At 65.1% G+C, this 15,289-nt stretch carries 10 protein-coding genes and 1 pseudogene; 10 read left to right on the top strand and 1 reads right to left on the bottom strand.

Annotation, left to right across the window (positions count from 1 at the left end; genetic code table 11):
- Positions 1–134 precede the first annotated feature (134 nt).
- Positions 135–728: a TagK domain-containing protein gene (locus AC3FOF_RS37045; protein WP_488729419.1), complete on the bottom strand. Its 594-nt coding sequence runs from the start codon at positions 726–728 to the stop codon at positions 135–137.
- 492 nt (positions 729–1,220) lie between these two features.
- Between AC3FOF_RS37045 and tssH the strand changes: the two genes are divergently transcribed.
- From tssH to AC3FOF_RS37095, 10 genes and pseudogenes are all read left to right on the top strand, one after another.
- Positions 1,221–3,956 carry a type VI secretion system ATPase TssH gene (gene tssH, locus AC3FOF_RS37050; protein WP_488729420.1) on the top strand — a complete coding sequence of 912 codons (2,736 nt, stop codon included), beginning with the start codon at positions 1,221–1,223 and terminating at the stop codon, positions 3,954–3,956.
- Between the two features lie 16 nt (positions 3,957–3,972).
- Entirely contained in the window at positions 3,973–4,506 is a 534-nt protein-coding gene (tssB, locus tag AC3FOF_RS37055; RefSeq protein WP_017227310.1) for a type VI secretion system contractile sheath small subunit, read from the top strand.
- 50 nt (positions 4,507–4,556) lie between these two features.
- Positions 4,557–6,062 carry a type VI secretion system contractile sheath large subunit gene (tssC, locus tag AC3FOF_RS37060; RefSeq protein WP_488729421.1) on the top strand — a complete coding sequence of 502 codons (1,506 nt, stop codon included), beginning with the start codon at positions 4,557–4,559 and terminating at the stop codon, positions 6,060–6,062.
- A gap of 124 nt (positions 6,063–6,186) precedes the next feature.
- Positions 6,187–6,609: an STY0301 family protein gene (locus AC3FOF_RS37065; protein WP_488729422.1), complete on the top strand. Its 423-nt coding sequence runs from the start codon at positions 6,187–6,189 to the stop codon at positions 6,607–6,609.
- Between the two features lie 112 nt (positions 6,610–6,721).
- A complete protein-coding gene (locus AC3FOF_RS37070) occupies positions 6,722–7,204 on the top strand; it encodes an Hcp family type VI secretion system effector (protein ID WP_017227306.1) in 483 nt (160 codons plus the stop codon).
- A gap of 90 nt (positions 7,205–7,294) precedes the next feature.
- The gene (locus AC3FOF_RS37075; protein WP_488729423.1) at positions 7,295–9,901 is read left to right on the top strand and encodes a type VI secretion system Vgr family protein; all 2,607 of its coding nucleotides are present in this window, start codon (positions 7,295–7,297) and stop codon (positions 9,899–9,901) included.
- 50 nt (positions 9,902–9,951) lie between these two features.
- Positions 9,952–12,273, top strand: a complete 2,322-nt coding sequence (locus AC3FOF_RS37080) for a T6SS effector phospholipase Tle3 domain-containing protein (protein ID WP_488729424.1) — start codon at positions 9,952–9,954, stop codon at positions 12,271–12,273.
- A 101-nt stretch (positions 12,274–12,374) separates the two neighbouring features.
- Positions 12,375–13,829: a hypothetical protein gene (locus AC3FOF_RS37085; protein WP_488729425.1), complete on the top strand. Its 1,455-nt coding sequence runs from the start codon at positions 12,375–12,377 to the stop codon at positions 13,827–13,829.
- Between the two features lie 112 nt (positions 13,830–13,941).
- Complete coding sequence (locus AC3FOF_RS37090) at positions 13,942–15,123, top strand: hypothetical protein (protein WP_488729426.1); 1,182 nt, start codon at positions 13,942–13,944, stop codon at positions 15,121–15,123.
- Positions 15,090–15,289: pseudogene (locus AC3FOF_RS37095) on the top strand (hypothetical protein); the annotation flags it as partial. The gene AC3FOF_RS37090 and the pseudogene AC3FOF_RS37095, both read left to right, overlap by 34 nt.

Below are 15,289 nucleotides of genomic sequence, written 5' to 3' on the forward strand. Positions count from 1 at the left end.
CGTTCCCGATAGCCAGAAGCATGGTAGGCGAGCCCCTCGTCGGGCCGTGCGGCGACAGTGCGGCAAACACCCCTGCGGCTTGCCGCAATGCCACGTCCAGGCGCATGGCGGGGCAGGCGCGGCCAGCTACGTTCCTATGTTTCATCGGCTGCCTGTGGGATGACGGCCTGCGCTGCACGGTAGGCGCTGTTCATCGACAGCAGGTGGTGCTCGCGCTGGACCAATGGCGTCGCGATCTCGCTCCCCTGTGCGGGCGCGATGTCCCCGGCGAACAGCCGGAGCACGTCCTGCCGGGCGGGCTGGACAAGGGACTGGAGCGCATCAGGCTCGCCTGGCGGGCCGATCAAGGCTTCGATTGTCAGCGCGGCGGCGACCATGTCGCGCAAGGAGCCAGGCCCGGCCTGCGCGGCGAGGGCGTGCAGCGAGCCGGCTTCGGCCCTGGCCGTTGCCGCACTGGCCTGCACCGCACCGCCCGGACCGGCGTGCCCGCCGACGTGGCCAGGGTTGCGCAGCACGGCCTCGCTCTCCGCGATCAACCGGGCAAGAATGTCATCCTCCGCGGCCTGTCCCGCCGGCGCCCTGCCGGTCGCGGCCGCGCCTGTTCCGGTCCTGAGGATTGCGAAGGGGTCTTCCGGCAATACGCGGCCCGGTTTCAGCTCTCCCGCCCACGCCGCCGGATCGTCATGGACCGCAGAGCGCTGGGCAAGGCCGGATCCAATCTCATTCATGGGCCATCTCTTCTGTCATCGGATTAAAAGGCTAGGAATACGTGGGTGAAATCGGCCGAATCATATCGGTAAATGGGATGGCAGGCAAAGTGCAGGAATATTCCTAAATGTATTGGGTTGCATTCAGATGTGATTTGTTCTTACATCAGATTTCGCTTTGGATTTGAATCTATCCGTTGGGAAATTTCGTATTTTTTGTGAATTGTTGCGGTTTGCGACAAATTATTCGTGTCTGCCTGTTGATTTTTTTGTAAAAATCTTAATTTTATTTGGATTTATCGTGACCATGTTCCTGGCGTGATGCTATTTATTGGGAGTTTTCTTAAAGTAATAGGATTATTCTGGTTTTTTGATTTTTTTTAAAAATGGACATAATTTACATGTGAATTAAGGTGGTGTAGTTTACGACTTCCTCCGAGGCGGGTGGTCGTGCGGTTGATTTTGCGACGGCGATTGGAACCCTGTCCTGGATAAAAAGAGATAGGGAATAGGATGGATATTTCTCGTCAGGCGCTGTTCGGTCGATTGAATGCCACACTGTTCAAATCGCTGGAAAGCGCGACAGCCTTCTGCAAGCTGCGCGGCAATCCCTATGTGGAACTGGCGCATTGGGTGCATCAGTTGCTCCAGGTTCCAGACGGCGATTGGCCGCGGATCCTGCGTCATCATCAGGTCGATGTGACGGCGCTGGAAGCGGATCTGGCGCGCGCGCTGGGCCAGCTCCGGACTGGTGCCAGCTCCATCAGCGATTTCTCGTTCCAGATAGAACAGGCGATCGAACGCGCCTGGCTGTTTGCCACCTTGTCCTTCCGCGACGACAGGATCAGGGGTGCCCATCTCCTCACGGCCCTTCTCAGGACGCCGGAGTTGCGCCGCACGCTGCTGGGCATCTCAGCGCGGTTCGAGTCCATTCCCACCGAGGGGTTGATCGCCGCGTTGCCGGCGTTGGTGGCGCAGTCGCCCGAGAGCGGCGACCACGCCTACGACGGCAGCGGCCTGGCTCGCGCGCTCCCGGGCGAGGCCAGCGGTGCGCTGCCCGAAGCCGCCGACCAGCGTTCGCCGCTGGCGCGGTTTTGCCGCGACCTCACCGGGGACGCGCGTGCAGGCCGGCTCGATCCGGTGATCGGGCGCGAGCACGAAATCCGCACCATGACCGATATCCTGCTGCGCAGGCGCCAGAACAACCCGCTGCTGACGGGGGAGGCCGGCGTCGGCAAGACCGCCGTCATCGAAGGATTGGCGTTGGCGATGGCTGCCGGCGCCGTACCCCCCAGCCTGGCGCGGGCCAGGCTGCTCAGCCTCGACGTGGGCGCACTGCTGGCCGGCGCCAGCATGAAGGGGGAGTTCGAGGCACGGCTCAAAGGCGTGCTCGAAGACGCGGCGAAGTCCGCCGAGCCGGTCATCCTGTTTGTCGACGAGGTGCATACGCTGGTGGGCGCTGGCGGCCAGGCCGGCACCGGCGACGCCGCCAACCTGCTCAAGCCAGCCCTGGCGCGCGGCACCCTGCGCACCATTGGCGCCACCACCTGGGCCGAATACAAGCGGCACATCGAGAAGGACCCCGCGCTCACACGGCGTTTCCAGGTGCTGCAGGTAATGGAGCCGGAGGAAGCCGGCGCAGTGGCCATGGTGCGTGGCCTGGCAGGCACCTTCGCCGAGCATCATCAGGTATTGGTGCGCGACGAGGCCATCCGCGCAGCGGTGAAGCTGTCGCATCGCTATATTCCGGCGCGGCAGTTGCCGGACAAGGCAATCAGCCTGCTGGACACGGCGTGCGCACGCGTGGCGCTGTCGCTGCATGCGGCGCCGGCCGAAGTCGACGCCGCGCGGCAACGGCTTGCCGCTGCCCGGACGGAAGCGGCATTGCTGGCCACGGAAGCCCGGCTCGGAAAGGGCACCGGCGAGCGGCTGGCGGTGGTCACGTCGGATATCGCGCGATGCGAGGCGGACCTGGCCCTGGCAGAGGCGCGCTGGGAGCAGGAGAGGGAACTCGCCCGCCAGATACTGGAGCGGCGCAGGCAGCTTGAGCGCGCTGCGGAAGACGGCTCGCCGCCCTCCGGCGGGCCGAGTCCGTCGCTTGCGCAGCTCGAAGCCGCCCTGCTGGCAGCGCAGGACGGTGCGCCGCTGGTCCACACGGAAGTGAATGAAGCCGTCGTCGCCGCCATCGTCGCCGACTGGACCGGCATTCCGGTCGGCCGGATGGTGGCGGATGAGATCACCACCATCATGCAATTGCCGCAGACGCTGGCGCAGCGTGTGATCGGCCAGGACCATGCCCTGGCCCAGCTCGGGCAGCGCGTGCAGACCGCCCGCGCGCAGCTGGCGGACCCCGGCAAGCCGCTGGGCGTGTTCCTGCTGGTCGGACCGTCGGGTGTCGGCAAGACCGAAACCGCACTGGCGTTGGCCGACGCCCTCTATGGCGGCCAGCACAACCTCATCACCATCAATCTCTCCGAGTTCCAGGAAGCGCATACGGTCTCCACCCTGAAGGGCGCGCCGCCGGGCTACGTGGGCTATGGCGAGGGCGGGGTATTGACCGAAGCCGTGCGCCGCCGGCCCTACAGCGTGGTCCTGCTCGACGAGGTGGAGAAGGCCCACCCGGACGTGCACGAAGTGTTCTACCAGGTCTTCGACAAGGGCTATATGGAGGATGGCGAAGGACGCTACATCGACTTCCGCCACACCATCATCCTGCTTACCAGCAACACCGGGGCCGAATTATTGAGCCGCCTGTGCGAAGACCCCGCCTCGATCCCCGAGCCCGGCGCGCTGCGCGATGCGCTGCAGCCGGCCCTGCGCCAGGTGTTCCCGGCGGCCTTCCTTGGCCGCACGGTCTTGCTGCCCTACCTGCCGCTGGCACAGGCGGATCTGGAACGCATCGTCCGCCTGCACCTGGACCGGCTGGTCGCGCGGATGGCGCAGCAGCACGACGCGGCGCTGACCTACACCGATGCCGTGGCAGCCTTCATCGCGGCCAGCTGCCCCATCGGCGAGACCGGCGCGCGGCAATTGATCGGCTTCATCGAACAGGAGATCCAGCCGCCGCTGGCGCGCGCCTGGCTGGAGGCCATGGCCACCCAGCGGCAACTGGCGCGTGTCGCCATCGGGCTGGGCGCAGGCAATGCGCCGGTCCTGTCCCTAGACATCGAATACCGGTCCGGCCACGCATCCGTGGATCCGGGGCGTTCCGTCGCCGACACGGCCGCGCCGTCCGGCACATCCTTGTAAACCGTTGGAGGCATCCATGTCCATTGTGAACAATTCGCAGAAGTTTATCGCCCGCAATCGCGCGCCGCGCGTGCAGATCGAGTACGACGTCGAAGTCTACGGCTCGGAGAAGCGCATCGAGTTGCCCTTCGTCATGGGCGTGGTGGCCGATCTGTCCGGCAAGCCGGCCGAGCCGCTGCCGCCGGTGGCGGACCGCAAGTTCCTCGAAATCGACAGCGACAACTTCGATGAACGGATGAAGGCCATGAAGCCGCGGGTGGCCTTCGCCGTGCCCAACACGCTGTCGGGCGGCGGGCAGCTCATGGTCGATATGACTTTCGAGAGCATCGAGGATTTCTCGCCCGCGGCCGTGGCGGGCAAGGTCGACGCACTCAGGCGGCTGCTCGAGGCGCGCACCCAGCTGGCCAACCTCCAGACCTATATGGATGGCAAGGCGGGCGCGGAATCCCTGGTGAACCAGCTTCTTCAGGACCCCGCGCTGCTGCAGGCACTGGCAAAGGCGCCCAAGCCGGCATCGCATCCGGCGTCCAACGAGGAAACGCGGTCTTGACCCATGCGGTCAAGCGCAACACCGACTTCCCTTAATCGATCGAGGATCCCATGGCTTCCGCACAGCAGAAAGAGCAAGCACAGCAAGCACAGCCGGCCACCGCGGCCGATCAGTCCGATTTCGCCGCGCTGATCAGCCGCGAGTTCAATCCCAAGACCGACCAGGCACGCGAAGCAGTCGATCTCGCCGTCAAGACGCTGGCCGAGCAGGCGCTCGCCGCCAGCGTCACGATCAGCGACGACGCCTACAAGAGCATCGAGTCCATCAAGGGCGCCATCGACAGGCAGCTAACCGAGCAGATCAACCTGATCCTGCATCACGAAGACTTCCAGAAGCTGGAGGCCGGCTGGCGCGGCTTGCATCACCTGGTCTCGAACACGGAGACCGACGACAAGCTGCGCATCCGCGTGATGGATGTGTCCAAGGACGACCTGCGCCGCACGCTGCGCCGCTACAAGGGCATCGGCTGGGACCAGAGCCCCTTCTTCAAGCGCATCTACGAGGAAGAATACGGCCAGCTTGGCGGTGAACCCTACGGTTGCCTGGTGGCGGACTACTACTTCGATCACACCCCGCCCGATGTGGAACTGCTCGGCTCGCTGGCCAAGATCTCGGCAGCGGCCCACGCACCGTTCATCGCCGGCGCGTCGCCGTCCGTGCTGCAGATGGATTCCTGGCAGGAGCTTGCCAACCCGCGCGATCTGTCCAAGATATTCCAGAACCTGGAGTACGCGCCGTGGAACAGCCTGCGCAATTCCGAAGACGCGCGCTACGTCGGGCTTGCCATGCCGCGCTTCCTGTCGCGGCTGCCCTACGGCATCAAGACCAACCCGGTGGATGAATTCGATTTCGAGGAAGACACCGACGGTGCCGATCACCGCAAATACGTATGGAGCAACGCGGCCTACGCCATGGCCGTCAATATCAACCGCTCGTTCAAGCTCTACGGCTGGTGCACGCTGATCCGCGGCGTGGAAAGCGGCGGCGTGGTGGAGAACCTGCCGTGCCATACCTTCCCGACCGACGATGGCGGCCTGGACATGAAGTGCCCCACCGAGATCGCCATTTCCGATCGCCGCGAGGCCGAACTCGCCAAGAACGGCTTCATCCCGCTGGTGCATCGGAAGAACACCGACTATGCCGCCTTTATCGGCGCGCAGTCCTTGCAGAAGCCTGTCGAATACTACGACGCGGACGCTACCGCCAACGCCAATCTCTCTGCGCGCCTGCCATACCTGTTCGCCTGCTCCCGCTTCGCCCACTACCTGAAATGCATCGTGCGCGACAAGATCGGCGCCTTCAAGGAGCGCGAGGACATGCAGCGCTGGCTTAACGAATGGATCATGAACTATGTCGATGCCGACCCCGCCAACTCGTCGCAGGAGACCAAGGCAAGGCGGCCCCTGGCAGCGGCGGAAGTGGTGGTCGAGGAGATCGAGGGCAACCCCGGCTACTACGGCGCGAAGTTCTTCCTGCGGCCTCATTTCCAGCTGGAGGGGTTGACGGTGTCGTTGCGGCTGGTGGCGCGGCTGCCTTCGGTGAAGGAGGCGGCCTGATGCAGGGATGGGCGCCGGCGTCTTGCCGGCGGCTGTTGGCGGCGCAACCAGGAGCGACGGCACCTATCCCGATGCCAGCAACAACGCCGAAGCATTCTCCGTCATCAGATAAGAGGACGCGGTCATGAAGCGCTGTTCGACGCAAGCCTTGTTGGGGACCTTGCTGATGGGCGGCTGTCTATCCAGCGCGTACGCGCTTGAGCTCGCCTGTCCAGCGTCGGTCACTGCCAGGCCGGGGGAGCCGACATCCACGCCACCCGGCTGGGTCGCCTCATCCCGCAGCGACCGGATCGCGCTGGATGGCGTGACGCTGACCATCGGCGAGCCGGACAAGCTGACGGACCTGAAGCCGGAAGCCGTTCGCAGGAAAGGAAAGGAGGAACTGACCTGGCGACTGGATAAACGCGATAACGAGGATGGGCTCTGGTTCTCCTGCGCCTATGGCCAGCAGTACATATTGCTTTCGCAGCCGCTCAGGGTACCGGTAAGCCAGTGCCGGGTCGCATCGGCATCGTCCCCGGTGGCTTACGTGCTGCATTGCGAGTAAGTACCCGGCAGGGGCGAACGGGTTGCCACGTCCGTCCTTGCTGTTGGGTTGTTCTTTGGTTCATTGCTTATTTGGTTCTTAACAAGGTTTATTTATCCCGGAGGGATTCTCAATGGCACAGGACATATTTCTGAAGATCAACGGCATCGATGGCGAGTCTCCCGACTCGTCGCACAAGAACGAGATCGAGATTCTCAGCTGGGGATGGAAGGTCTCCCAGGAATCCAAGATGCACGGCGGGTCCGGCGGCGGTGCGGGCAAGGCGACGGTGGATGACCTCTCCTTCGAGCACTACCTGGACCGGGCCAGCCCCAACCTGATGAAGTACTGCCTTACCGGCAAGCACATCAGCGAGGCCGTGCTCGTGGCGCGCAAGGCCGGCGGCAACCCGCTGGAGTACCTGAAGCTGACGATGAGCGACGTGCTGGTGACGCTGGTCGAACCGTCGGGCAACAGCACCGACGAGCGGGTGCGCGAGCGGGTGGCGCTCTCGTTCTCCAAGGTCAAGCAGGAGTATGTGGTGCAGAACGCCCAGGGCGGCAGCGGCGGTGCCATCACCGCCGGCTACGACATCAAGGCGAACAAGGAAACCTGAGCCGGCCCAAGGGCCCGGCGCCGGCGTGCCTCGCACGCCGGCGCCGCGCCACGTGCAGGCCCAATTCCAATCCTCTGAACGGAGCAAAAGATGTCCAGGCCCAATCCAGCGTCCGCCATCGCTCTGCGCCGATCGGCCACCGTCTCGGTCGCCAGCGCCGCCATCCCCGATCTGCTGGGCGTACCGCAGCTGGAGTTCGTGCGCGTCTGCGGCAAGGAAGCACTGAGCGAGCTGTTCACCTATGACGTGTACCTGCGTGCCGTTTCCTCCGCGGCGGAACAAGCGCTGGCCGAGGCCGATCCGGACGCCATGCTCGGTCTTGAGATGACGGTATCGATCCAGCTGGAAGGCAGGGGCACCGGGCTGGCGGGCGGCATGGGGGCGGGGCACCGGGAGATCACCGGCGTGATCGCCGAAGTGGAGCAGATCGAGCGTGCCGACGACCGGCGCCTGTACCGCTTCACCTTGCGCCCCTGGCTCTGGCTGGGTACGCTCAACCAGGACTGGAAGCCCTTCCAGAACAAGACCGTCCTCGACATCCTGGACGACGTCTTCGAGCGCTACGCGTTTTCCGTGGACAAGCGCCTGGACATTGCCGCCTATCCCAAGCTCGAATGGGAAGTGCAGGCCGGTGAGTCCGATGCGCGCTTCGTGCAGCGCCTGACCGAAGAGTACGGGATCAGCTACTTCTTCGAGCATGACGGGGGACACCACCGCCTGGTGCTGGTATCGGAGCTGGGGGCCTACCGCCGCTTCCATAGCAGCGCCTACCACACCCTTGCCGTGTATCCGCAGGGCTTCAAGATCGACGAGGAACACCTCTATCGCTTCGAGCCGGTCAACCGGCTGCGCACCGGCAAGGTCACCCTCAACGACTACGATTTCCGCCAGCCCCGCGCCAACCTGACCGAAGCCAACAGCCAGCCGCGCGATACCGGCCATGCGGAATTCGAGCGCTATGAGTATCCCGGTGACTATACGGCGCGCCAGGACGGCGACCGGCGCGCCCGCATCCGCATGGAGGAGCGGCGCGCCCGCGGCCGGCGCGCGCGCGGGGTGGGTGCCCTGCGCGGCGTGGTGCCAGGCTGCACCTTTACCCTCGCCAACCACCCCAATGCAGCGCTCAATCGCGAGCACCTGGTCACCAGCGCCTCGCTCGACCTGGAAGACAACGGCGGCGAGGCCGGCAGCAAGCAGCGCTATCGCTGCCGGGTGGAGTTCGACGCCCACCCCACCGACGAAGTCTTCCGCCCGCCACGCACCGTGGAGAAGCCGCGCATCGGTGGCCTGGTGCGTGCGGTGGTCACCGGGCCCAAGGACCAGGAGGTGTGGTGCAACGAATACGGCAGCGTCAAGGTCCAGCTCGAATGGGACCGCTACGGTCGGCGGAACGAACATAGCTCGCCGTGGGTCCGCACTGTCAACGGGTGGTCCGGCAACCAGTACGGCGCGATGCATATCCCGCGTATCGGCGAGGAAGTGCTGGTGGGCTTTCTCAACGGAGATGCCGACCGCCCCTTTATCGTGGGCAGGGTGACCAACCAGCTCAACATGCCGCCGTGGGCGTTGCCGGGGCAGCACGCGCTGTCCGGCTTCCGCGGCAAGGAGCTGTTCGGGCAACGCTCGGGCCACGTGCTGGTGGATGACAGCAAGGAGCAGATCCAGGCGCAGATAGCGTCCGATCACCAGACATCGCAGCTCAGCGTGGGCTACCTGACGGGGATCTTCGGCAACGCGGGGCGGCAGGACAAGCGCGGCGAGGGCTTCGACCTGCGCACCGACGGGCAAGGCGCCGTGCGCGGCGGCAAGGGCCTGCTGTTGAGCGCTGACCCGCAGGACGGCGCCAAGGGCGGCCACCTGGATCGCGCCGGCCTGATCGACTGCATGGGCACCGCGCATGAGACCGCCAGATCATTGGGCGAGTGCGGCGCGGCCCACGAAGGGCACGGCACCGACGCCGGTCCGCAGGAGGCGCTGGCCAAGGCCGTCAAGGAGTGGGATGCGGGCGCAAACAATCACAAGGACGCCCCCGGCGCGGGCGGGCAACCGGTGCTGGCGGCGTACGCGCCGGCCGGCATTGCCGTTGCCACGCCCAAGGCGCTCACCACCTACGCGGGCAAGCATCTCGACACGGTCGCCAAACTCAACCAGCAGCTGACCGCCGGGCAGAAGTTTGTGGTCAACGCCGGCACGGGCATCGGCCTGTTTGCGCATGGCGGGGACCTGCGCGCGATTGCCCACCGGGGCGAACTGCTCCTGCAGGCTCAGAAGGCGGGCATCACCCTCAATGCGCATGGCGACGCCGTCTTCACGTCGACCACGGGCGATCTGGTGTTCAACGCAGGCAAGAACATCGTCCTGATGACCGCCGACGGCGCGGGCATCCGCATCGGCGGCGGCAAGGTGGAGATCTTTGGCCCCAGCGGCGTGCTGCTGCACACCGCGGACTACGACATGCTGGGCCCGGCCAGCCTGACCGGGCCGCTGCCGCAATTCTCCAGCGGCGACGCCGGCCGGGCGTTCCAGTTCGTGCGCAAGGCCGATGGCGAGCCCATTGCCAACGTGCCGTACTCGCTCCTGCGGGCGGACGGCAGCGCGGCCGAAGGCGAAGTCGATGGCAGCGGGAAGACGCCGCTGGACAGCGCGGATCGGATTGAAGCCGTGACGGCGCATTTCCGCCGCCCGAAGCTCTTCTGAGCGCAGCCCCCATGACCACGTGATTGCTTGAACAAGGAAGCCAGACAGACATGAGCGCATCCACCTATTTCAATCCGCGCGCCGGCGTCATCGCCAGCGCCACGGATATCTATACGCCGGCCAAGCACTGCCGCAGGGTCGAGTTCAACGCGCTGCCGGGCATCATCATCTTCGTGCATGGGGTCAACTCCATGGGCGAATGGTTCGCGGCGAGCGAGGAGGGGCTATGCAAGGGCCTGAACCAGCGGCTCAAGCGGACATCCGCCGACCCCGACGACCGCTGGGACGTGGGCGGCCTGCTGCAATCCGCGGAATACAGCCCGGAGCTGACGCCGCAAGGCTACCTGACCCGGGTCGGTGCCGATGCCTTTGTCAGCCGGGAGGAGAACAGTCCGGTCATCCGCTTCCGGTGGGGCTTTGCAGCGGCCAAGGAGGATCTGGCGGAGGTCGGCCCCGATATCCTGCTCGACGAGAACAACGCCTGGGGCGGCGGCCCCTTCGCCAATGGCTGCAGCGCCTTGCCGGATCTGTGGAGCAACGGCACGATCACCGACATCTTCGCGGGCCTGCAGGTCGAGTACCTGAACACCGAGACGAGCCGTCTCGTCTACAACTGCCCGGCGCGCCACTACGGCGCCCACGCCGCCTGGCGCCTGGCGGCGCTGGTGGCGCATATCCGGCAAAAGCATGAGGAGGAGAACGGCAAGGCATGCCCGGTGACCGTGGTGTGCCACAGCCAGGGCAATATGGTCGGCATGGCCTCGGCGTTCATCGGCAAGCACAAGTTCGGCGGCAAGGGGGTGGCCGACACCTATGTGCTGGCCAATCCGCCCTACAGCGTGCTGGCCAGCGCTGCCGACAACTTTGTCCAGTTCGATGCCGAGAACGACCTGGGCCGGGTGACCGTCCATGCGCGGCGCCAGACCCTCGACAAATTCTTCGAGATCGTGGGCACGCAGGAGTGCAATCACGCCAGCCCGGCCTGCGTCAACGGCCTGATGAGCAATGTCAAGGCCAGGCCGCCATGGGATGCGGTCGAGGACCGCGCGCAATACCCCACGCAGAAGCGTGTCTTCCTCTATGCGAACCCGCACGACCAGGTGATCTCCGTGTCCACGGTGCTGGGGCTGGGGTGGCTTGGCTTGTCTCCCGAGGTGCTGGCCGGCACGGACGACGACATGAAGTCCGCCGCCGGTACGCGGGGGGAGCCGCCCTTTGCCTTCAGCCACGCGGAAGGGGTGCTGTTCCAGCGCATCTGGGCGCAGGGCGATCCCAAGAAGCCGGCCTTCAAGGTCGGCGACAAGCCCGGCGTGTTCTGCTACTACAACCAGGGCATTCCCGGCGCCGCGTCCCCCATCCAGGGTGCCGGCCGCTTCTGGTTCCGCAAGCCGCTGGCGCTGCGCTTTCACGTGAGGCGGGTATGGGACGACGAGCGGAAGAGCCTGGCCGGAAAAGTCGGGGCGACCATCCTTGGCGGCCTCTATCAACTGACCTTTGGTGCCGTGCATCTGCTGACCATGGGCAAGTATGGCTTCATTCCCGTCAACGCCGACCCGCCGAAGGGCTGGAAGGTCAATGTCAACGCGCCGGCGGTGCCCAATCCCATCGAGCCGCGCACCATCCGCCTGTATCACGCCCAGGAAGACCCCACCGGGCAGCAGCCGGCGGATGACGGCCAAGTGCCCAAGGCCGGCACCGTCAGCGGGGTATTCAACCAGGGCCCGGAATCCCACACCGATGCGCTCAACCCCGCCGGACGCAGCAACGACGTGTACGACGCCCATCGCGAGAAAGGGCAGGGCGACGCGGCGTACGAGAGCGAAGCCGCGCTGCGCTACGAGCACAACGCCAGCGTACGCCAGCTGGCGCGCCGCAAGGCCGGCAATCCGCACGAGGAGGCGATTGGGCAGATGCACAAGGACGGCGATCTTTCCGATGCGCGCTTCGAAGCGTTCCGTGAATTCGACGTGGAGAAACGGAGGTATTTCCTGCGGGAGGCCAAGGATCTGAATGCCACCAACCATTCCACCATCCTGACCAATGCCGAGCACAGCGAGCGGGTGCTGGCCTATGACGTGAACGTGGGCGTCTGCATGATGCCGGCGGAGCAGATGAATTGGCTGCGGCGGTTTGCGGATTGGCGGTATTGCGATCCGGAGGACAAAGCAATGAAACCCTGGAGTTGGTACTACGGGTCGGGAAGGATCGCGGGTGACAGGTTGGAGGAGCGGGGCGAATACAAGGTTGAGGTCCCCGGGACAATCGGCATCGACACGGAGCGCGCCGACACCAAGTTCTCGCAAACGCCCGCCAAGTACCACGTGCAGCGGCCTACCGAGCATGACCCCATTTTCGGACGCGAACGCCAATGATCGAAGATCTCAACCTTCGTCGCCCCACGTCCTGCGGGCTAACTGTTGTGGCCGTAGCCGTAGCTGCCATTCTTGTTACTGCCTGTTCCTCTGGAAAATCCATGTCCAAGTACTACCGCGAACCGACGCCGTATCCGTTAGCGCCGCGCACAGCCATCGCAACCGGCCCAAACGCACCCGTGGCCTACGTGATGGGCATCCAGTGGGTCAACCCGTTGCTATGGCGCGACTACCCCACCCACTGGAATCTGCTCTGGGTCCAGGGCCTGGCGGAGCGCAATCCGTCGGACACGGACGACATGGAACTGAAGCTGGGCGATGTGGTGGGAAAGGTGGTCAGCGGATTCAATCCGGTATGGCAGGGCTCCAACCCCAATCCGACTTACTACTACCCGCTGCTGTCTATGATCCGCCCGCCGCTGTACGCGCTGGGTTACCACTACGCGGTCAATCCCAAGTACTTCTACTCCATCAGCAAGGGCACCAACCGGCCGGATTTTGCCGATGTGCAGGTGTTCGCCGGCATGCCGCTCGCGTGGATCGATACGCCGACCTATATCTCAGAGAAGGACCGATATCAGGATGGTATGGACCGGTTGGCACAGCATATTCGACTTGGCATGCCGGCTCCGGCGATTCTGGCCGAGAACGAGGAGCATGCCGATGCACGTATGCGCGACTACCTGGTCAAGATGTATGAGGATGATGGGAAGCCCCGGCGCGGACTTGGTCATGACGACGAAATGGTAATCGGCCGCCCGACCTTCACCCTGCGTGCAGCGCGGCGGCTGTTCACCAGCGAGATCTATGGCGAAGCGGAGGCGATGAGCCTGAAGCTGTTCCCGGAAGCCAAGGTGCCGAACGTCACGGTGAAGGCGGGGGCGGAAACGGTGGGCTTCTACGACCTGAAGGAAGCCATCGCCTACCTGAACGCCAACCCGCGGAAGACGGTGTGGGTGTACACCATGGACGCGCCCAACTACCCGCTGGGCAAGCAAACCAATGAAAACTCCGCACTGCTGATCCTGTCGCACCCGAGCGCCGACTGGGGCTACACGCCGCTGGCGGCGCTCTACGCCCCGCAGCAGCACCGGGGCGGCATCGGCCACAAGGCGGCGACGCCGGGCGGGGCGTGGACCGGCCTGCTGCAAACCGCGCAGGAGCAGGCTCCGGCAGGGCACCCGGTGCGCCGTCTCTATCACGACGTGGATCGCCGGGACGCCAACGTCAACACATTGCTCGCGCCCCTGCGCACGGCGGTGCATCAGCACTGGCCGGACCTGGACCAGTTGAAGGATTTCCGCAGCGTCTCCGAGCACATGGTCGGCCCGGCCCGCGCCGCCAGCGTTGGCGTGAACGTGGCCCAGGCCACGGCCTATGTGGACCACACGGGCAACAGCGCGGTGGTGGCCAGCGCCACGGACCCCAGCGATGCATGGTCGGTGCTGGTGGGGCCGCCACCGGGCTGGGTCAAGCGCGAGCCGGTCAAGGAATGGCCACGGGCGCGGGGCCGGACGAGCGCGTACCTGCCGTGGTTCGGCAGGCGGACGGATTGACGGGGAGTAACGCATGCCAACACCGGGAAGTCGCCTCCTGATTGCATCCGCTGCGCGCATCGCTCTTGCCGTCATGGCCATGGCGCTGGGGGCCTGTGCCTCGGGAAAATCCATGTCCAAGTACTACCGCGAACCGACGCCGTATCCGTTAGCGCCGCGCACAGCCGTCGCAACCGGCCCAAACGCACCCGTGGCCTACGTGATGGGCATCCAGTGGGTCAACCCGTTGCTATGGCGTGACTACCCCACCCACTGGAATCTGCTCTGGGTCCAGGGCCTGGCGGAGCGCAATCCGTCGGACACGGACAACATGGAACTGAAACTGGGGGATGTGGTGGGGAATCTAGTAGATCCCTTTGAAGCCGTGTGGCAGGACTCCAATCCCAACCCGACCTATTATCACCCGCTACTGGACCTGATCCGCCCGCCACTTTACGCGCTGGGTTACCACTATGCGGTCAATTCCAAGTACTTCTATTCCATCAGCAAGGGTACCAATCGGCCGGATTTTGCTGATGTGCAGGTGTTCGCTGGCATGCCGCTCGCGTGGATTGACACGCCCACGTACATTTCTGAGCGCCGCTACCGAAGTGGTATGGACCGGTTGGCACAGCATATTCGCCTTGGCATGCCGGCACCGGCGATTCTGGCCGAGAACGAGGAGCATGCCGATGCACGTATGCATGACTATCTGGTCAAGATGTATGAGGATGATGGAGAGCCCCGGCGCGGACTTGGTCACGACGACGATATGGTAATCGGCCGCCCGACCTTCACCCTGCGTGCAGCGCGGCGGCTGTTCACCAGCGAGATCTACGGCGAAGCGGAGGCGATGAGCCTGAAGCTGTTCCCGGAAGCCAAGGTGCCGAACGTCACGGTGAAGGCGGGGGCGGAAACGGTGGGCTTCTACGACCTGAAGGAAGCCATCGCCTACCTGAACGCCAACCCGCGGAAGACGGTGTGGGTGTACACCATGGACGCGCCCAACTACCCGCTGGGCAAGCAAACCAACGAAAACTCCGCACTGCTGATCCTGTCGCACCCGAGCGCCGACTGGGGCTACACGCCGCTGGCGGCGCTCTACACCCCGCAGCAGCACCGGGGCGGCACAAGGCCGCGACGCCGGGCGGGGCGTGGACCGGCCTGCTGCAAACCGCGCAGGAGCAGGCTCCGGCAGGGCACCCGGTGCGCCGTCTCTATCACGACGTGGATCGCCGGGACGCCAATGTCAACACATTGCTCGCACCCCTGCGCACGGCGGTGCATCAGCACTGGCCGGACCTGGACCAGCTGAACGACTTCCGCAGCGTGTCCGAGCACATGGTCGGCCCGGCCCGCGCCGCCAGCGTCGGCGTGAACGTGGCGCAGGCCACGGCTTATGTGGACCACACGGGCAACAGCGCGGTGGTGGCCAGCGCCACGGACCCCAGCGATGCGTGGTCGGTGCTGGTGGGGCCGCC

The organism is Cupriavidus sp. 96C5-1 (assembly GCF_057798855.1).